Annotated in this window: 8 protein-coding genes; 7 read left to right on the top strand and 1 reads right to left on the bottom strand. The window is 62.9% G+C overall.

Annotation, left to right across the window (positions count from 1 at the left end; genetic code table 11):
• Window positions 1-63: 63 nt before the first annotated feature.
• Together OZ911_RS10635 and OZ911_RS10630 are read left to right on the top strand one after the other, a co-directional pair.
• Complete coding sequence (locus tag OZ911_RS10635) at window positions 64-4,953, top strand: NEL-type E3 ubiquitin ligase domain-containing protein (RefSeq protein WP_311124161.1); 4,890 nt, start codon at window positions 64-66, stop codon at window positions 4,951-4,953.
• A 169-nt stretch (window positions 4,954-5,122) separates the two neighbouring features.
• Window positions 5,123-9,601, top strand: a complete 4,479-nt coding sequence (locus OZ911_RS10630; protein ID WP_023048952.1) for a dermonecrotic toxin domain-containing protein — start codon at window positions 5,123-5,125, stop codon at window positions 9,599-9,601.
• 173 nt (window positions 9,602-9,774) lie between these two features.
• Here the strand turns inward: OZ911_RS10630 and OZ911_RS10625 are convergent, their stop codons facing one another.
• Complete coding sequence (locus OZ911_RS10625; protein WP_060516365.1) at window positions 9,775-12,291, bottom strand: UvrD-helicase domain-containing protein; 2,517 nt, start codon at window positions 12,289-12,291, stop codon at window positions 9,775-9,777.
• A gap of 174 nt (window positions 12,292-12,465) precedes the next feature.
• Between OZ911_RS10625 and OZ911_RS10620 the strand changes: the two genes are divergently transcribed.
• From OZ911_RS10620 to OZ911_RS10600, 5 genes are all read left to right on the top strand, one after another.
• Window positions 12,466-13,164: a pirin family protein gene (locus OZ911_RS10620; protein ID WP_016486065.1), complete on the top strand. Its 699-nt coding sequence runs from the start codon at window positions 12,466-12,468 to the stop codon at window positions 13,162-13,164.
• A 215-nt stretch (window positions 13,165-13,379) separates the two neighbouring features.
• Window positions 13,380-16,151: an amino acid adenylation domain-containing protein gene (locus OZ911_RS10615; protein ID WP_070086550.1), complete on the top strand. Its 2,772-nt coding sequence runs from the start codon at window positions 13,380-13,382 to the stop codon at window positions 16,149-16,151.
• A gap of 97 nt (window positions 16,152-16,248) precedes the next feature.
• Window positions 16,249-16,779, top strand: a complete 531-nt coding sequence (locus OZ911_RS10610; RefSeq protein WP_023047927.1) for a sigma-70 family RNA polymerase sigma factor — start codon at window positions 16,249-16,251, stop codon at window positions 16,777-16,779.
• Between the two features lie 2 nt (window positions 16,780-16,781).
• Window positions 16,782-17,729 carry a FecR domain-containing protein gene (locus OZ911_RS10605; RefSeq protein WP_016486061.1) on the top strand — a complete coding sequence of 316 codons (948 nt, stop codon included), beginning with the start codon at window positions 16,782-16,784 and terminating at the stop codon, window positions 17,727-17,729.
• 84 nt (window positions 17,730-17,813) lie between these two features.
• Window positions 17,814-20,264: a TonB-dependent siderophore receptor gene (locus OZ911_RS10600; RefSeq protein WP_070086549.1), complete on the top strand. Its 2,451-nt coding sequence runs from the start codon at window positions 17,814-17,816 to the stop codon at window positions 20,262-20,264.
• Window positions 20,265-20,350 lie beyond the last annotated feature (86 nt).

Genomic DNA, 20,350 nt, shown 5'->3' with positions numbered 1-20,350 from the left:
TACCGCACCATGGCGCCTTCATCAGCGTGGACTATTCACCCCCCAACGCAAGAGATCGTTGCCATGACCCACCCCACGCCCTTACATCAAAGCCAGATAACCCGAACACTGCCGAAATGGAGCAAGGCGCTGCACCCCGCGCATACGCATACCGTGCTGCAAAGCCTGCGCAAGGAATACCTGGCTGAAGATGGCACCCCTTACTCGTGGTACGCCACTGCCGATGAGCAAGCGCGTGAGCAGTTGCACAGCGCTATCGAAACGCGGAACAAATACCTGGCGCAAGTCCGGCAGGCCTTGGCGGGTTTCAAGGACATCATCGACTTCTGTACCCCTCTGCTGACCCGGCAGTTGCAGGTAAGCGTGCCCGTAGACAGGGCGCAATATGTCTTCCAGCCCTTCGAACCCACAGCCAACATCTGGGTCGGCGTACCCGCTGTAGAAACGCCCTTGGTCCCGGACCTTGAGGTGGACGTCCTTGCCACTCGCCCCGTGGGCGAGCCGCAAACCCGCAGTTTGCTGGAGGCTGCCCTGCACAACTTCGAGGGCCTGGACGAAGTCGGTGCTTACAGCAGGCTCACCAGCGCTGCTGGCAGCGATACGCCCCTGCCTGGCCTGACGATGGCGGACTTCGTCAACCATTGTCGGGCGCTGGACCTTGGCGAACGCTATCAAGCGCATTTGCTTGCCACCCACGAAGGCGCCAATCGCGCCGAAATCCAGCACCTGTCGATAGCAGCAAATCGCGAATCCCTCAGGGTCCAGGCACTGATGGCAAAGCTCAAAGGCCTGTTGAGCAGACCTGGGCTCGAGGCGCTTATGCAACTGTGCAACGGCCAGCCTCAGCCCACCTATGAAAACCAGCCATTGCATTGCTGGAACTTCAGCCTGTTCGAGATCCCCGTTCACGACGTGCTGTTCATGGGGCCAGACGATCCGGACCGGCAAAACCCCTGTATCGTGTACATACCTGGCGACAGCGAGCACCCGGTAAGGGAATATGCTTCTCGTCAGGACGCGGGCAAGCACCTGCGCAGCCGGCTATTGCAAAGCGGGTTTCGCCGAGCCCTGGTGCAATGCGCCTACAAGGACAGGCAAAAGGAACTGGCCGAAGCACTGGAACATGCGCTGTTCGAACAGGATGAAGCCGGCAGACGCACACCCAGAAGCACCCCCGTCCTCCGTTTCACGCCCTCGCCCATCCGAACCGACCCTTGGACGACCTTGTACAACGCACACCTTGCGCGCATGAAGGCCGACGCAAAAACCATTGCAGTCCCTACCGCCGAGGTCGACGCCAGAGCCCGTGACAAGCGCCTGAAGCACTGGCTCGATTGGGGTATGAATGTACTCAACGTCGCCGCCTTTTTTGTGCCGGGGTTGAACACGGTCATGCTGGGCGTTTGCGCATACGATCTGATGAGCTCGGTGTTCACCGGGTTCGAGGCGTGGGAAGAAGGTGATACCCGGCAAGCACTGGCGCAACTGGAATCGTTGGCCGTCAATGCGGCAGTGATTGCCGGCTTTGCCACGGGTGCCAAGATCGTCCAGGCATCAGGCTTTGTCGATGCGCTGACCAGTGTGTGGCATGAAGACAAAGAAGTGCTCTGGCACCCCGACATGAAGCCATACGCGAGCACAGCGCCCATCCCTGATCAGGCTCAACCCGATTCGCTCGGCCATGTGCACGTCGGTGGGAAGACCTTTCTCAAACTGGACGGCACGCTGTACGAAGTGTTTCAGGACGCAGCACAACAATGGCGCGTTCGCCACCCCGATGACGCGCAGGCCTATGCCCCACCCCTGCTGCATCATGGTAACGCTCGCTGGCAACTGGCGCATGAACAGCCTCTGGAATGGGACGGCGCACAACTCATGCGCCGCCTCGGCAGCTATAGCACAGGCCTGGACGACAGCGAACTGGAAAACGCCATGCGCATTACCGGTACTGATCAAACCGTGTTGCGCCGCACCCACGCTGCCGGCGTGCGTCCACCTGCCTTGTTGCTCGACACGCTACTGCGCCTGCAACTGGATAACCAGGCACAACACATCATCACCCGCGTACGCCATGGGCTACCGCTGGCTGCGCACGAGAACTTTGCCTTACCCGAGTTGCTGCGCCTGCCGGGCTGGCCTGAGGGGAACGTGATCAAGGTTTACCAAGGGCCAGAACCTTGGGGCGAATCGGTGCGCTACGGCGCTATCGACACGGTTGGCCAGGTAGAAATCGAGGTTACCCGTAGTGATCTGGACAATGGCCAGCTGAGCCAGACCGTGTTGGCTCAGCTGGATGAAGAAGCCATTCTGCAGTTGCTCGGTGACACGCCGACCGAGCACAGATCATCTACCCTGAACCATAAACTCGCACAACGCCTTGAACAACATCGTGGGGCTCTGTTGAGCAGCCTGCAACAAAGTCACCGGCCCACCCTCCCCCCCACCGTACAACCTCTCGCCCGGCAGTTTCCCGGCCTGCCGGACAGCGCGCTCGAAGCATTGCTGGCCAACATCAGCACCGTGGAGCAGGAACGCCTGGCAAACGGACGTGTGCCTCTTCGCATTGCCGAGGAAGCCCGCCTTCTGCAAGCACGGGGGCGGCTTGACCGCGCCATCCTTGGCATCTTCAGGCCCAGCCTGGCTAATGACGACAGCCAGCGCCTGATACAAGCGCTGCAAGCTGAGCACCCACAGGCCGACTCGGCCCAGTTGCTGCAACTCGCCCTGGGCGATCGCCAGCACTGCGCCTCACTGCTCGGCCAGCAACCGATCAACCCCAGATTCCGCTCCCCCTTGCGATTGGCCAGCGGCCAGCTTGGCTATCCCCTGAGCGGCCGAGGCTCCCAAGGGCGCGCCTTGCCAGCCGCGCGCCGGCTTCGGGCACTGTACCCCGAGCTCAGCGGCCAGCAGATCAGCGCACTGCAAACCGAACTTGCCTTGGGAGGCGACCTGGGCAGCGTGATCAGTCGGCTTGAAGTAGAGCAACGCACCCTCAACCGAGATCTCAATCGCTGGATTAACACCTCAGCCACCCTTGACGAACGCTTTGATCGGCAGCGGTGCACGGCGCGACTGCTGAGTGCTTCGCGCCGAGAAGGCGGCACGCAACGCGCAGCACTTGTGCTGAACCATATGCACATGGAAGCGCTGCCACCGTTCACTGCCCCTATGCCGCATATCCGGCAACTGGTAGTTGATGGGCTGCAGATGCGGCGCCTGGAAAGCGGTTTTTTGCCAAACTTCCCTAACCTGGAAACCCTGGAAATCATCGGCAACCCGGATATGGACGCCGAAACATTGTTCGAGGCACTCAAGTCTGTGCCACGGCTACGCGAACTGGCCCTGACAGACAATGGCTTGACCAGCCTTTCAGCCACTGCCCTACAGGCCATCGGGGCGATGCCCGGCCTGAGGGTACTGATCCTCAGCCGTAATCGGCTACGGCTCGATACTGCCAGCCTGGCCTTCCTGACGCGTTTACCCCTGGATGGACTTGGCCTGAGCAGCAACCAGATCACACTTGATGAAAGCCTGGCCGCCCAGTTTCAGGACATGATCCACCCCAGGGTGCTGCACCTGTCGGGCAACCCCCTGCGGCTGGCGCCAGACCTGCGCTTCATGGCCCGCCTGAGCCATCTGGACCTCGAGGGTTGCCAACTGCAGCAGTGGCCGGACAGCCTGACAATCCTGATGAGCCAGCCGCAGTATCAGCTGCGCTATCTGAACCTCTCCTTCAACCGCATTCGTACCCTGACAGATTTGCCAGGCGTGCTGCGAACCCCGTTCGCCCGCGATGTCGCGGCGCGCTTGCCGGAGCGCCGCTGGCTGTTCAACTACAACACCTTGGAAGCCCAAACACGCGCACGCCTGGGCAGCAGTGGCGTCAACGTATTCGAGCACGCAGGCGACATGCCGCAGTGGCAAGGCCTGTACCGTGGCCAGGCGAGCAGTGCCGAAGAGCAACTGTGGCGCGACCTGTTCGACCAAGGTGAGAATGCGGCGGTGCTTGGGGTGCTGGAGCGGCTTGCCCAGTCGGCAGAAGCGCGGCGCGATGCCGTGGCGTTGAGGGAGCGTGTCTGGAGCTTGCTGGAGAACGCTGCCCAGGACACCGTGCTGCGCGAACGCCTGGCCACAGTGGCCGGCGATTTCCCGCCAACCTGTGGCGATGCAGGTGCCGACGCTTTCAGTGCCTTGGAGATAGAAGTGCTGGCCCACGAAGCTGCAGGCCAGGCCGGTAGCCGAGCGGCCGATCTGCTGAACCTGTATTGCAAGTTGTATCGACGCGATCAGGTCAACCAACTGGCCGACCGTATCAGCTTGAAAAGGTCCGTGCGCAAACAGGCACTGCTCGATGGCGTCTTTAACGGCGACCTCCCCCCATACGACGAGCTCGACGACCCCTCAGCCTTTCCAGACATCGACCTTGAAACGGGCCTGGTGGACGATATCGAGCTGCGCCTGGCCTTGCGCCAGTCCTTGGCGACTGCGCTGGATTACCCTGAGCCGAGCCGAGGCATGCTGTATCGCGACACGGCCAGGGTCAACCAGACAATCATCAACCGTGTGAAAGCAGCAGTCGTGGCACTTGATACAGACGCCACAGCCCGGGAGCAATGGTTGAACCAGCAGCCGGGCTGGGTGGAGTACCTGAAACGGGAACATGCGGCACAGTTCAGCCTGATAACCGATTTTTGGCGGCCAGGCCTGGACTACCTCTACTACTGCCTGGATGAAACCGCCGACCCGGTAACGTCCCTGGACAACTCTGTGCGACGAGCATTGACCAGCGTCATGCCGGAAAACCCCTTGGATGCTCGGGGTGTTCTGCATCGCGTGGCGATCACCGAGCAGCAGTACCGTCAAGGCGTGGACTTGCTGACTGCCGAGCAGCAGCAGGTGGAACACGGCCTGCTGACAAGCCTCACCCGCCAGACGCAGACAATGGGCAGTTAACCCGCAGTCATTGGCCGCGCAAGCCTTCAAGTAAGGCCTGCCGGCCACCTGCCTGACAGAACGCACGCAACACCCGCATACGCATGAGCGCCCTGGGCAGGCAATTATCTACCGCACAGTGCGCCCGCGTATGCGGCCCCATAGCGGCTCCCGTACACGGAGTGCCGACATGAGCCACACCCCTTATCACCACGCGCAAATGGCGCGTACCCTGCCCGGCTGGAGCAAGGCATTGCATGGCGAGCATGCCCGCCAGATCACGGCGCGCTTGCACAAGGACTACCAGGACGGCCAGGGCAATACCTACGCCTGGTATCAACAGGCAGACGAAGCTACCCGCCAAGCCCTGCAGCGCGCCATCGCCAAACGCGATGCAAGCAGCAGGGCCTTGCAGGCAGCGCTCGGCAACTTGCAGGGCGTCACCGAGTTCTGCGCCCCTTTGCTGCAAAAGCAGCTGAACATCGACACCCCGGTCACCCAGGCGCAATACGTTTATCAAGCGACCACGGTCAAGCAACCCGTCGGGCTGCCCACGGGCCCGGCAGTGCCCCATGAGCAGGGCGAGATCGTTTCCAAGGGGGCCCCGCAGTACCGCAGCCTGCTCGAAGCGGCCCTGCACAACTTCGAAGGCACTGCCGACACCACGCGGTTCAGTCGCCTGCAGCACAGCCGGCAGGACATCAGGGCCATGGCTGGTCTGACGTTGACAGGCTTCATTGAGCAATGCCGGGCGCTTAACCTGGGTCAGCGCTACCAGCTGCACCTTGACCAAATCTTCGCCGGGCCAAACAGAACCGAACTGCAAGCGCTGGCCATCAACGCACGGCGTGACGAGTTTCGTGTGCAAACCCGCATCGCTGGCTGCAAAGGCCACCTCAGCGCGCCCGGCGCTCTCGCGTTGCATGGCCTGTGTGCCGAACGCGCCGACCCCACCTATCAAGGGCGTCCCCTGCGTTGCTGGCAGTTGCAGCTGTTTGGCATCCCGATCCATGAGCTGTTGTTCATTGCCCCCCTGCAAAACCGCAAGCACGACCCGGTATTTCTCTACAACCCGATGGATGTCGATGCGCTCAGGGAGTTCGCCTCGCTGGGCGAAGCACGCAAGTATTTGCGCCAACAGCTGATGCAGGACGACTACCGCAAGCGCTTCGTCGCCCTGGCATTGCAGTCACAGCAGGCTACCTTGAGCAAGCGGCTCGAGCGCGCCCTCTACAGCAACGCCGACCAGGAAGAAGGGGCGCAGCTGAAACCCCGCAAGTCGGTACACCTGGAATCCATCGACAGAAGCTTGCCCGATGCCCCTTGGGGCCTACTGGAGTCCAGCCACCTTGCGCGCCTGAGAGCGGATGCTCGCAGGGTCGCGGTTCCCACCGAAGATGTTGACGCCAGGGTACGCTTGCAGAACATCGAATACTGGCTGGACCTGGGTATGACCGTGCTGAATGTCGCAGCGATGGTCGTGCCATGCCTGAACCCGATCATGTTGACCCTCGGCGCCGCGCAAATCATGGGCAGTGTATTCGAGGGCATCTCGGCCTGGGAGGAAGGTGACAATGAAGAGGCTGCAGCCCAGCTTGAGTCGGTGCTGCTGAACATTGTCACGGTCGCTGCCGTAGGTGGCGGTGCCGTGGCGCTGAAGGCTTCCGGCTTTGTCGACGCCATGCAGAGCATCGTCAAGGATGGCAAGGACTACCTGTGGAACGCCACGCTGAAGGACCATGCAAGCCCCGTGTCGATTGGCGAAGACCTTGAACCCGATGTGCAGGGCCGTTACACGGTTGACGGGCGTCACTACATACGTATCGAGGGTGTTGTGTACGAACAGTTGCAGGAACGCGGCCAATGGCGGATCCCCCACCCGCAAGACCCGCAGGCCTATCGGCCAGTGATTCGGGACAATGCCGCAGGCGCGTGGCGCGCGGCACACGAAGTGCCTCTGGAGTGGGATGACCTGCAGCTCTTGCGACGTTTGGGGCCGATCAGTGAGGGCCTGACTGACAGCGAGTTGCAGGCCGCGCTGGAGTGCTCAGGGGTGCAAGGTGATGAACTGCGCCACACCCAGGTGGCCGCACAGCATCCGCCCGCCTTGCTGTCCGACGTACTTGAGCGATTGAAAGCCCCAAACCAGCCCGGCATGCCCGAAGAGGCCGGGCCTCTGAACAGGCAATTCCCGGGCCTGCCGCAGCATGCCATCGAGCAGATCATGGCCAGGACCTGTGCCCGTGAACGCCTGCTGATGGCCCAAGGCAGGGTGCCCTTGCGCGTTGCCGAAGAGGCCCGGGCCCTGCAGGCACACACCCGCCTGAGCAGGGCCTTGCTGGGGCTGTATCGCACTGATCTGGCCACCGCCGACAGTGAGGTACTGGACCTTGCGCTGCAAGCAGAACACCCTGATCTCGATGCGCGCCAACGGTATCACGTGGCCATCGCCGACCGGGGGCATGCGGCCAGCCTGATCGGGCAACAGCCCATCAGGCCTGGTTACCGTTCGCCAATGCGCCTGGCCGATGGGCGCGTTGGCTACCCACTCAGCGGGAGGCTGCCTTGGCCCAATACTGCAGATCGACGTTTGCGTGCGCTCTACCCCGGCCTGAACGCAAGCGCACGCAATACCTTGCGGGGCCAGCTACGCCAGCGCGGTAGCGTCTCGGCACAGCTCAGGGCACTGGAAATCGAGCGCGACACCCTTGACGACTCGCTGCGTGACTGGGCGAACCAAGGCGGTGAAAGCCAGCGCAACGCGCGCACCGTGGTGCGTGAACTGTTCAATGCCGCCTGGCGCCGTGACGACCCGTACAGCCTGACACTGCAAGACCTGGAACTCGACACCCTGCCATCACTGCCAGCGCGCTTCGATCACATCACCACCTTGAACATCCGCGCCATTGGCATCCGCCAGATACCGTCAGACTTTTTCCAGAGCTTCCCCTCGCTGCGCGTCCTGCGCCTGACGCAAAACCCAGAACTCGACTTCGAAGGGCTGTTCCAGGCACTGGCGGCCACCCCGCAACTCGAAGTACTGGATCTGGGCAACAACCAGTTGAACAGCCTGACTGAGGTAATGCGTCACCGGCTGGGTGGCCTTACCCGCCTGCGCCGGCTGAGCTTGCGTCTGAACAGGTTGCAGCTGGCCGAAGCCGACCTGCAGACCCTTGCACGGTTACCCCTCGAATACCTTGACCTGGAGAACAACCACATTGCATTGAGTGAAGGCGTGGCAGCGCGTTTCGCCGACCTGCGCAGCCTGCGCCATCTGCGCCTGACCAACAACCCGCTGGGGCAGGCGCCTGACGTGACCGGCCTGACATTCCTGGCCAACCTGCAACTGCGCAACTGCGGCCTGCGTGAATGGCCACGTGGCCTCACCTCGCTGATGACGCCGACCGCCCCGCAATTGCGTCACCTCAGCCTGAGCTACAACCCGATCGGCGAGGTGCCGGACCTCGATCAGGTACTGGCCAGCCCCTTTGCCGAAGCCTTGCGTACGCCTGGACGCGATAGCTTCTGGGACTTCAATGAAAACAACCTGGATGCCGCCAGCAACCGCCGGCTGCGCACGGCAGGGGTCGAAGTGCACGGCGCCGATCAGCTGTCGGATATCAGCGAGGACTTCTGGCTGGTGGATGCCAGCCCGGAACAGGCGCAGCTCTGGGACGCGCTGTTCGAGGGTGATGCAAACCGCCATTTGCGCGAAGTGGTCGAACGCGTGGCACGCTCGCAGCAAGCCGAGCGCAACCTGCGAGCGCTGACCCAGCAGGTTTGGCAGCTGCTTGAACAGGCCGGACGTGACGAGGCGTTGCGCACCCATCTGGACAATGTCGCGCAAGATTACCCACCTACCTGTGGCGACGCCGGCACCGATGCATTCAGTGCCCTGGAGCTCGAAGCCCAGGTGTTCAGGCAAGTGGCCGAGGAAGCGGAGCGCCCTGCCTACCTGTTCACCTTTTTCAGAAACCTCTATCGCCGCGAAATGGTCAACGCGCTGGCCGAACGGATTCAGCTTGCCCGCCTGGCCCGCCAGGCGCGCCTGCTGGAGCTGGAACGGCTGCCCGCCCAGGCTCAGCCCGCAAGGCTTGACGTACCTGAACTGGACCCCCTGGACGAACTGAGTGACGACGCCCTGCTCACCGGCGGCACTGACCTGATCGAAATACGCCTGGCCTTGCGCCAGTCACTGGCAGAACCGCTCAATTTCCCGGAAACCAGCCAAGGCATGCTGTATCGCCAAGAAGCGATGATCTCGGCACGTGTGGCCAGCAATGTCGAACGCGCTGTCCTGCAGCTCGACGATACTGTTGCCGAACGCAGGGCCTGGGTTGCCCGGCAGCCCAGCTGGCAACGCTACCTTGCCCAGCGCTTCGCCAGCCGCTTCGCCGCGCTGGATGAGCGTTGGTACCACGGCATGCAGTACCTGGATTATTGCCTGGATGGCGAAAGCGAAGCCGTCACCTTATTGGATGGCGCGGTGCTGCAAACCCTCACCGAGGTACTGCCCGCGCCACCGCTGGATGTAAACGGTCAATTGCACAGGATGGACTTGGGTAGCCAGGCTTACGACCTGGCCAGTCGGCGCCTGAATGCCGGGCGTGACCAGCAGCGCGAGGCATTGTTCGAAACGCTGACCCACGCGCAAGACCCGAACCGCTGAGCCTCTCATTTGAACAGGTTCACCTGAAGCCTCTCAGTCACGCCATTTGGGGCCGCTTTGCGGCCCTTCGCGGGCACGCCCGCTCCCACAGGGACTGCACATTTGGGAAGCTGTGGGACCGGGCGTGCCCGCGAGGGGCTGCAAAGCAGGCCCAGGAGTGCTTAGGCTTTGGCCTACTGCCCACGCAGGTCTTCGAAAAAGGCCTGCCTGCCATCCACCTGGCTGGACGCCCGCGGGGCAGCGGCCGCATCACCATTGGCGGCCTCGACATGCCAATAGCAGTGCTGCACTGCGCGCGTCACCGCCACGTAGGCCAGGCGTTGCACTTCGTCCTTCTGCGCCGTATCGAACGGCTGGGCGTCACCGGCCTTGCCCAGACCGGCCTGGCGATACACCTGGTTCTTGTAAGGCGAGCTGGTCAGGTAATGGCAGTCGCCCAACATGAACACCGCATCGGCCTGCAAGCCCTTGGCACTGTGGTAAGTCAGCTGTCGCAGCCGGCGCTGCTCGGCCGGCAATGCGGCCTCGGCGTGCAGCACGCTTTGCAGGTGCTCGCTCATCAAGGCCCTGTCACTGCCCTTGCGGTACAGCATCATGACCGTCTCGCCCCGTTGGTAGTGCTCGATCAGCGTCTCGCCCAGGGCAGCCTCATCACGGTCGAACACCTTGACCGGCGAGCAGGGCAAGCCGGCTGCCGGGCCGCTGGCGCGGGCTTTCTTGCCGGCAATTGCCGGGGTCCCTTTGACCAGGTGCTCAGCCGCGTCGATCACCTGCTGCTGGCAGCGGTAGTTGTCGACCAGCATCACCCGCGTGCTGGCCGGTGACGGGAAGGCTTTGCTGAACTCCATGAAATACTTGGGCGAACTGCCACGCCAGCCATAGATCGACTGCCAGTCGTCACCCACACAAAGCAATGACGAGTGCTGTGCATGGCGCCCGGTGTGCATGGCGGGGCCACGCCGGCGGATTTCTGCAAGGCTGGCACGCAACCAGCTGACGATCTGCGGCGACACGTCCTGGAACTCATCGATCATCAGGTGAGCCAAAGGCCGCAACAACGGGTCGGGCAGCAGTTGAAGGTTTTCCGGGTTGTTCTCGCCGAACAGGGCGAACATGCGGTTGTAGCTCATCACCGGCGGCGACTGGTCCAGCAGGTGTGCCTCCAGTGCCTTCCAGTACAGCGCCAGGGCCTCGAAGAACAAGGCATCGCTGTCGCCGGAAGGAAAGCTCATTGCCGCCACCGCGTTGTTCACGTCCAGGCCAAGGTTCTCGATGAAGTTGGCCGCACCGACAAAGGCATCCAGCAACGGCGCCGGGGCCAGTTCACCCTTGACCTTGTACTCGAACCCGGGGCCGGCCACAGCATCGCCAGCCAGCGAAGCCGCCAGGCGCCGGGCCATGGCGTAGTTGTCGAGCCAGATCAGCGGCCGATCACAAAAGGCCTGCAACAGCGTGCGCTTGACCGCCCACTCGGCACGCACTGCCAGCTTGGCCCCGGGGCGCTGGTACTGCGCGCTCTCGGCAGGGTCGAAGCCCAGCACGACCAGAGGCCCTTGGCCAGCCAGGCGGCCATGCACATGGAAGCGGCTGCCCCGGATATCCACGGTTTCGCGGCAAGGCTCTATGCCCTTGATCGGCCAGGCGCCGGCGGCGAACCACAGGTCTTCGATCACGTCGCACAGTTCTTCGTCGCGCTGGGCCGCCAATTGGGTCACCTGTGCACGCTTCTGTACGTCGGGGTTGTTCGGGTCCAGTGGTTTCAGCTGCAAGGCTTCGCTGCGCAACAGGCCTACCAGCTCGGCAAAACGCGGGCTCTCGCCCAGCAAGCCGCTGTAGCACTGGTTAAGTTGCTGGCGCTGGGCATCGTTAAGGCGCAAGTCGAACGGGTTACTGTCAGCCTCGGCTTCGCGCCCGGCAGGCATCTCGTTGCCCAGGGTTTCGAATGCGCGTACCTGGCCGAAACCCGGCAGGCTGCGCACCAGCGGCAGGATGCGTGAATGGAAGGTACGCACCAGCTCGCGCGCCTGTGCCGGCTGCAGGTTGATCTGCCACAGGGCGAACACCTGCAGCAGGCGCTTGATGAAGTCCTTGCGCGACTCGCGGGTGAACGTGACCACGGTCATCGCGTCCAGTTCGTAACCCAGATAATGGCGCAGCAGCAGAATGCGTAACACCAGCGACGTGGACTTGCCTGCCCCGGCGCCGGCCACTACACAGGTAGACGGGGTGTCACTGAAGATCAGCTTCCACTGCGCGGCGCTGGGCTGCGCCTCGGCGGGCAGGCGCTGGGCGACATCGGCCTTGAAGCGTTTCTTCAGCTCGGCCGTCAGCGGCAGGCGCCAGTCGTCGAACAGGTTGTCGTCCCGGCCGGGTACCGCAGCGGTGTCAGGGCGCGAATCGCGAATCACCAGTACCTGGCGCCCAGCCTCATAGCCCTCCAGCCGACCGCGCTCGAACCCCTCACGCACACCGTCGGCATGCCCAGTGCGCTGGCCCGTGGCGTGGCCCAGGAACCAGGAGTCACGATGCTGGGCTTGCAGGCGGGTCAGGCCACGCCCCAGCAGGCGGGCGGCCAGGCGGCGAAACCAGGGCAGTTGTGCAGGCGGCGTAAGGTCGGCGGGGGCCTGGGGTTGCTCGTGGGCCACGGTCACTCCGTTGAAAAACAAAAACAGCCGGCATGTTCGCCGCATCGACGGAAAATCGCCAGCGAATGCTTGCAGATCAGTGGATTAGGCGATGAAGCGAGTCAAACACTGCACAAATAATATCGACCAATATGATTGTTTTGAGCCGATATTTACGCTTATTTTCGATGTTTCTTTAGCGCATCATGGCGTCATTCCACTGATTCAAGGAGCACGATCATGCTGCAACTGCGACCCTTCGAAGGCCTTGGCCACGCCAACCACGGCTGGCTCGATGCCCATCACCATTTCTCGTTCGCCGAGTACCACGACGCGCAGCGCATGCACTGGGGCAACCTGCGTGTATGGAACGACGACCTGATCGCGGCTGGCAGTGGCTTCCCGCCGCACCCGCACCGCGACATGGAAATCATCACCTATGTGCGTGAAGGCGCGATCAGCCATCAGGACAGCCTGGGTAACAAAGGCCGCACCGAGGCCGGTGACGTGCAGGTGATGAGTGCCGGTAGCGGCATCGTGCACAGCGAGTACAACCTGGAAGACGTCGACACGCGTATTTTCCAGATCTGGATTGTGCCTGAGCGCACGGGTGAAGCACCGCAGTGGGGTAGCCGGCCGTTCCCCAAAGGCGAGCGTGGCGAAGGCTTCGTCACCCTGGCCAGCGGCCGTGCCGGTGATGAAGACAGCCTGCAGATTCGTACCGATGCCCGACTGGTAGCTGCCACCTTGCGTGCAGGTGAAACCGCCGAGTATCGCTTTGAGGCCGCACGCCGGGGTTACCTGGTGCCGGCCAAGGGGCTGGTGGAGATCAATGGGCTGCGGGCCAAGGCGCGCGATGGTGTGGCGATCGAGCAGGAAGAAGTGCTGCGGGTCACCGCCGTCGAGGACAGCGAGATCGTGCTGGTGGATGTGGCCTGAAATCGCAGCGGACAGGGCTCCCACAGAGTCCCTGCCAGATCAATGAGTCATGGTCTGTTCTAGGAGAGCGGGCTTGTGCCGCGATTGGGGCGCACAGCGCACCCGACTGTCGACAAGCCTCGCCCAATCCCGCTGAACATTGGCGCCATCGGCCACCCTGCACTAGCGTTGTGCTACCAGCCAGCCCCAACGTTCATGCGGAGCCCTCACCCATCATGCCGGACCTGCGCCCGAACCCGACGCTGTGCCTGGAGTACCGTGCCGACCAGCCGATTCATTGCGCCTTCCTCGAGCAGGCCGGCCGCTGCCCGGATGCCACCGCCATCCTGGCCCGGCACACCACCTGCAGCTATGCCCAACTGGCGCAGATCAGCCAGGGCATTGCCGCCTGTCTGCTGGAACAATCTGCCAGTGGCGCCGATCGTGTGGTTATCGTCGCCAGCCGGGGCGCGGGTCTGGTGTACGCCATGCTCGGCTGCCTGCGCGCCGGCCTGGCCTTCACCGTGGCCGACGCCGCCTACCCGCCCGCGCGCATCGGGCAGATCATCCGCACACTGACGCCGGCTGTGGTCTTGCGCTGTGGCGAGGCATCCGTCGATACCAACGGCCCCCTTGTCATATCGGTGCCGGAAACCACCGCCGAGGCACTACAAGCCTTCCCTTGCCACTGCGTCGCGCTGCCCAGTGTGAGCCCCGAGCAACCGGCTTACATCACTTTCACCTCGGGCAGCACCGGTGAACCCAAGGGTATCGTTACCCATCACGCGCCCCTGGTGCATTTCATCGACTGGCATGTGCGCCAGCATGGCTTCACCCAGGCCGACACCTTCTCTCTGCTTTCCGGTCTGGGCCATGACCCGGTGTACCGCGACGTGTTCACGCCCCTGTCAATTGGCGCAACCCTCGCCTGCCCCGCCCAGTCGACCCTGACCGACCCGGCACGGCTGGCAGGCTGGATTCACCAGCACGGCGTGAGCGTGATCCACCTCACCCCGCCGCTGGGCAAGCTGATCGAAACCGGCGCACACCTGAATGGCCAGCTACTCGAACACCTGCGCTACCTGTTCTGGGGCGGCGATGCGCTCAGCCCGGCGCTGTACCAGCACATCCGCGCCATTGCGCCCAATGCTGTCAACGTGAACTTCTATGGCACCACGGAAACGCCACAAGCCATGGCCTTCCATACCCTCGACCCTGATTCGGACAGTACCCGGGTGCCCTTGGGCAAAGGCATCGCCAATGCGCAGCTGCTGGTGGTCGACTCGACCAACCAGTTGGTCAGCGTGGGCGAAACCGGTGAAATCCTGATCCGCAGCCCCTACCTGTCGCAGGGATACTGGGGCGACCCGGCGCTGACCGAGGCCACGTTCATCGCCAACCCGTTCACCGGCGCCGCAGGCGACCGCTGTTATCGCACCGGTGACCTGGGCACCTACCTGGCCGATGGCAGCGCCAGTTTCCTGGGGCGCGGTGACAACCAGGTCAAAATCCGTGGCCATCGCATCGAGCTGGCGGAAATCGAGAACGCCATTACCCGTCACCCGCTCATCGGCCAATGCGTGGTGGTGGCCAACCGCGACAGTGCGTCGCCCCGGCTGGTTGCCTATTGCGTTGGGCAAAAACCCATACCCGCCGAGGACCTGCGCCAGGCGCTCACACGCCAGTTGCCGGACTACATGGTGCCAGCGCTATTCGTGTTCCTCGACGCCCTGCCGCTCACCCCTAACGGCAAGGTGGACAAACGCGCCCTGCCTGCGCCATTTGACGACAGTGCCCACCCACCTTTGTCCCCTCTGGCCGAAAAACTGAGCTCGGCCTGGGCTCGCATTCTGCAGGTGCCACGCCTGGACGCCAGGTTGAGCTTTGTCGAACTGGGGGGCGACTCGTTGTCATTCGTGCAGGCCTCGCGGGTGCTGGAGGAGCTGATCGGCCACCTGCCGCAGCGCTGGGAAACGCTGCCGGTGTGCCAGCTGGCCGAGCTGAGTGCGCCCCCCAAAGGCGCGTTGCGGTCGATGGAAATGCCGGTGTTCGTGCGCATGCTCGCCATCATCCTGATCGTGGTCGGCCACCTGAGCGAGTTCGACCACTGGCTGATCGTCGGCGAAACGTCTGTGCTGTTCCTGGTGTCCGGCATCAGCCTGGCGCGGTTCCAGCTCAAGGCAATCGACGAACGCGGAGATGCCCGCACGCTGCTCAGGTCGCTGGCGGCCATTGTGGTGCCGACGCTGTTGTACACCGCGCTGATCCAGTTGGTGTTCGACCGGTTGCACTGGCAATCACTGCTTCTGGTGTCCAACTGGTTCCCGGCCAATGAGGTGAGCCTGTTCAATTACTGGTACATCGAAGTGCTGGTACAGATGATCGTGATCATCGGTATCGTGCTGTCGATCAGGCGCGTACGTCGGGTCGTCCTCGCCGACCCGTTCCGCTGCCTGATCATTGCAACCTGTGCGCTGGTGGCGCTGGATGTGCTGCTCAACCGCTTCGTGTTCGACGCCAGTGCGCTGCTCAACCGGGTACCGCAGCACTTCCTGGCGGTCATGGTGCTGGGCATGGCCGTGCACCATGCCGACACCACAGCGCGCAAGTGGGTAGCCAGCGCGGTGGCCGTGCTGGTGGTCGCCGAGCTGGATTTGATGGCGGTTGCCGGCGTTGGCTGGGAGGCTTTCTCGCGCTATGTCGATATCGCCCTGCCAGCAATCCTGGCCCTTATCTGGTTCCGCTCGGTGCCAGTGCCTGCCCTGGTCGCACGGGCGGGTGCGGTCATCGCATCGTCAACCTTGTTTATCTACCTGACGCATTTCCAGTTCCAGTCGCTGGCAGACCATGTTTTAAGGCACCCGTTGTTCGAGGTAGCCCTGGCACTCGCCGGAGGGGTGCTGGTGGGTTACTGCTGGAACACCCTGTTGCGTCTGCTGTTTGCGCGCAGGCACAAGCAGAACCAGGCGCGTGAGGCTGATTCGGCCAGGCGTGCTACCTCTGCCTGAGCTGAATTGCCGGCACGGGATCTGTGATTGCAAACCCTGAAACACTCTGCCTAAAATGCGAACCATTAACATTTGCAAGCATTTTCAGGCGGCACGGATGAGCATCCCGGATGTAGCGTTCACTTCTCAAGTCAGCCAGCTGTACCGGGCCCAGAGCAAATGGTTGCATAACTGGCTGAAACCGCGGGTGAACTGCAGCCACCTGGCAGCGGACCTGGTCCAGGATGTGTTCGTGCGTGTCATGTCTGCCGCCGACGCCGCCGTCAAGCTCGCCGCCGTACGCGAACCCAAAGGCTACCTGGCGACCATCGCTCGCCGCCTGATGATCGATCACCTGCGCCGGGTGCACCTGGAAAGGGCCTGGCTTCAGGTGCTCGCCGAGCAACCCGAAGCACTGGACATCTCACCAGAGCAACGTTTGGCCTTGCTGCAAACCTTGTTCGAACTCGACGCCATGCTGGCTTCGCTCGGGCCCAAGGTACGTGAAGCATTTCTGCTTTCGCAGATCGACGGCATGCCCTACAAGCACATCGCCATCCAGCTGGGTGTTTCCGAAGTCAGCGTGCGCCGCTACATTGCCAAGGCCGCCGAGCACTGCATGATCTACAGCCTTGGCCATGGCCAGTGAGCATGAACCTGAACGCCGAGCAACTGGCCTCGCTACGCCAGGCCGCGCACTGGTTCAGCCAGCTCAACAGCGGTGAGGTGCAGGCCAGTGATTACTCGGCCTGGCAACTGTGGCTGAATGCAACGCCCGTCAATGCCTGGGCCTGGCAGCAGGCCGAGCGCCTGCAAACGCGCATGGCAGCAAGCGAAAACCCGGCATCGGCACGGGTGTTGGCGCTGGCAGCGCATGACCGCAACGCCAGCCGTCGGCGGGTGGTCAAGGCAGGCTTGCTGCTGCTGGGCGGCGGCGCGCTGGGCCTGGGGGGGTACCGCGAGGTCAAGCAGTCTGCAGTGTTGGCAGACCTGCGCACCGGGGTGGGCGAACAGCGCTCGCTGATGCTGAACAATGGCACCAAGCTGATGCTCAATACCGCCTCTGCGGTCGATGTGGATGACGCGCTCGACCCTGCGCGCTTGCGCCTGCGCCAAGGTGAAGTCATGGTCGCTGTGCCGGCGCGCCAGCACTGCAGGGTCAGCACCCGAAACGGCACGGTCGAAGCCGGCGAAAGCCGCTTTGCCCTGCGGCTGTTCGATGACGGCAGCAGCCTGGAGGTATTTGCCCGGCAGGCCCGTGTAACCCTGAGCTCGGGCCAGACCCTGCTGGTAAACAGTGGCGAGCGTTGTCGCTTCAATGAGCAAGGCTTCGCCGCGCTGGAACCCGTCCCCCTGGCCGCAGATGCCTGGGGCCGCGGCTTGCTGATTGCCAATGATCAGCGCCTCGACGCCTTCATCAGCAACCTTTCACGCTACCGCCCGGGCTGGCTGCGCTGCGCGCCAGCCGTGGCAGGGCTGCGTATCAGCGGCACCTACCGGCTCGACGATACCGACCAGATCCTGCGCGCGCTGACCACGTCGCTGCCGGTGCAGGTACAGGTGCGTACGCGTTTCTGGGTCACCATCACGGCGGCGTAAAAAAATGCTGGGCGCCTGATCACTTTGCCAGGGCTTATCCGACTCATAGGTATCCCGACTTTTACCTATCAGAGAAACGCGACGATGACCTGCCGCTTCAAACCCAGGCCTTTCACTGCGCCAGGCCTGCGCACCTGCCTGCTACTGACTGCACTGCTCGCGGGGCCTGGCGCTGCCAGCGCTGCGCAAGCCCATGACTACCACCTGCCACAGGGCGACCTTGGCGAAACGCTGACCCAGTTCGCTGCCGAGTCTGGCATCGTGCTGTCGTTCGACACCCACTGGACGCGCGGTAAACGTTCGCCTGCGCTTGAGGGGCGCTATGACGTCGACCAAGCCTTGCAGATCCTGCTCAGTGGCACCGGGTTGCAGGCCACCCGGGAAAGCGACGGGCGCTACTCGCTGCTGTTGAGCACCCAACAGGGGGATGTGCTTGAGTTGGCCCCCAGCCGCGTCGATGCGCTGGGGCTGGGTAACGGCACCGAGGGTACCGGCGCCTACACCACCGGCGGTTCTACCAGCGCAACCAAACTGCCGCTGACCCTGCGCGAAACGCCGCAGTCGGTCAGCGTGATCACCCGCCAGGTTATCGACGACCACGGCTCGCAAGACATCGGCGACGTGCTGCGCAACACGCCCGGGGTTTCGGTCCAGGCGTACGACAGCGAACGCATGGAGTACTCCGCACGCGGGTTTGCCATCACCAACTACCAGTACGATGGCATCAATACCATTTACGACGGCGTTTACGATGAGGGCGTGACCCACGTCGACATGGCGCCCTACGACCGCATCGAAGTGATCAAGGGTGCCACCGGCCTGATGACCGGCTCTGGCGACCCCTCGGCGACGGTCAACCTGGTGCGCAAGAAGCCCACTCAAGACTTCAAGGCGTCGATCACCGCCAGCGCGGGGTCCTGGGACAACTACCGTACCGAAGGTGATATTTCGGGTTCGCTCAACGACAGCGGTAGCGTACGTGGCCGCCTGGTGGGGGCCTACCAGGACCGCAAGTCGTACCTGGACCACTACAAGCAGAAAAAGGATGTTTACTACGGCATTCTTGAAGCCGACCTGACACCCGACACCCTGCTCACCTTCGGCATCGACAACCAGACCACGACTCCGCGTGGGTCGTCGTGGACCGGTAACCCGACTTACTTTTCCGACGGCAGCCGCACCGATTTCTCGCGTTCGCACAACCCGGCGGCAGACTGGAGCCGTCGCGACTTCGAGTCAACCACGTACTTCACCTCGCTGGAGCAGGCCCTGGCCAACGACTGGAAGGTCAAGCTCAGCCTCAACCACATGATCAGCGACCATGATACGCGCCTGGCGTCTGCCAGCGGCGGCAACCCAAACCCGGCAACCGGCGAGGGCATGTTCCTGTACTGGGGGCGTTGGGAAGGTCACCGCGTGCAAAACACCGCAGACGTGAATATATCCGGCCCGTTCACCCTGTTCGGCCGTGAGAACGACCTGGTGGCAGGCTTCATGACCTCGCATTCGAAGCAGACCGGCGATACCTACGACGCCAGCGCGTTCGCCATGGTGCCCGGCTCCATCTTCGACTGGAACGGCAAACTGCCGGAGCAGAACTTCCCGAAAAACGGCGACTACACCACCACGCAAAGCCAGAATGGCGCCTATGTGGCCACCCGCCTGAGGCCGACCGACAAGCTCTCGGTCATTCTCGGCACCCGGGTCAGCACCTTCAAGTACAACGATGATCAGGACTATTACCCAACGTCTTCGTTGAGCGACACCCACGCAAGCTACAAGGAACACGGTGTGGTCACCCCCTATGCGGGCGTGGTCTATGACCTGGACGACACCTACTCGGTGTATGCCAGCTACACGTCGATCTATCAGCCGCAGGTTTACAAGGACATCAACGGCGCCACCCTCGCTCCCGTCGAAGGCGACGGCTATGAAGCCGGGCTGAAGGCTGCCTGGTACGACGGCAGGCTGAACGGCACCCTGGCGTTCTTCCGCATCGAGCAAGACAACGTCGCTTCCAATATCGGCACCAATCCGGTGACCAACGAAGGCATCTACAAAGCCATCGACGGCGCCACCACCAAGGGCGTCGAACTGGAGCTGGCCGGCGAACTGGCACCCGGCTGGAACGTCACCGCCGGCTACACCTACGCCCGTACCCGCGATGCCGACGACCAACGGATTTTCGGCTTCCCACTGGCAACCACCAAGCCCGAGCACGTGGTACGGCTGTTCAATACTTACCGCCTGCCTGGCGCATTCGACCAGCTGACCGTGGGCGGTGGGCTGCGCTGGCAGAGCGGCTTCTACGGGAATATCTACAGCCCGATCGCCAACGACTATACCCGCATCAAGCAAGGCGGCTACACACTGGTGGACCTGATGGCCCGCTATCAGTACAGCGAGCACTTGAGCTTCACGGTCAATGCCAACAACGTGTTCGACAAGGTTTACCTGACCGGGCTTGGAAACTTCGATACCACGTACTACGGCGAACCACGCAACCTGATGGTCACGACCCGCTGGGACTTCTGACAGGGCGGTGAACCAGCGCCCAGCCATTGTGGGAGCGGGCTTGTCCCGCGAGGGGGACCGTGCGCTGCATGGCACCGGCTTTGCCG

The sequence above is a fragment of the Pseudomonas fortuita genome (assembly GCF_026898135.2).
Lineage (GTDB): Bacteria > Pseudomonadota > Gammaproteobacteria > Pseudomonadales > Pseudomonadaceae > Aquipseudomonas > Aquipseudomonas fortuita.
Note: the sequence above shows the minus strand (reverse complement) of the source record. Positions and strands in the feature narration are given on the sequence as shown.

Coding starts and splice junctions, on each gene's coding strand:
- OZ911_RS10625 (WP_060516365.1), bottom strand. CDS start 12,291: ATGCGGCGAACATGCCGGCTGTTTTTGTTTTTCAACGGAGTGACCGTG.
- OZ911_RS10600 (WP_070086549.1), top strand. CDS start 17,814: ATGACCTGCCGCTTCAAACCCAGGCCTTTCACTGCGCCAGGCCTGCGC.
- OZ911_RS10630 (WP_023048952.1), top strand. CDS start 5,123: ATGAGCCACACCCCTTATCACCACGCGCAAATGGCGCGTACCCTGCCC.
- OZ911_RS10620 (WP_016486065.1), top strand. CDS start 12,466: ATGCTGCAACTGCGACCCTTCGAAGGCCTTGGCCACGCCAACCACGGC.
- OZ911_RS10615 (WP_070086550.1), top strand. CDS start 13,380: ATGCCGGACCTGCGCCCGAACCCGACGCTGTGCCTGGAGTACCGTGCC.
- OZ911_RS10635 (WP_311124161.1), top strand. CDS start 64: ATGACCCACCCCACGCCCTTACATCAAAGCCAGATAACCCGAACACTG.
- OZ911_RS10605 (WP_016486061.1), top strand. CDS start 16,782: ATGAACCTGAACGCCGAGCAACTGGCCTCGCTACGCCAGGCCGCGCAC.
- OZ911_RS10610 (WP_023047927.1), top strand. CDS start 16,249: ATGAGCATCCCGGATGTAGCGTTCACTTCTCAAGTCAGCCAGCTGTAC.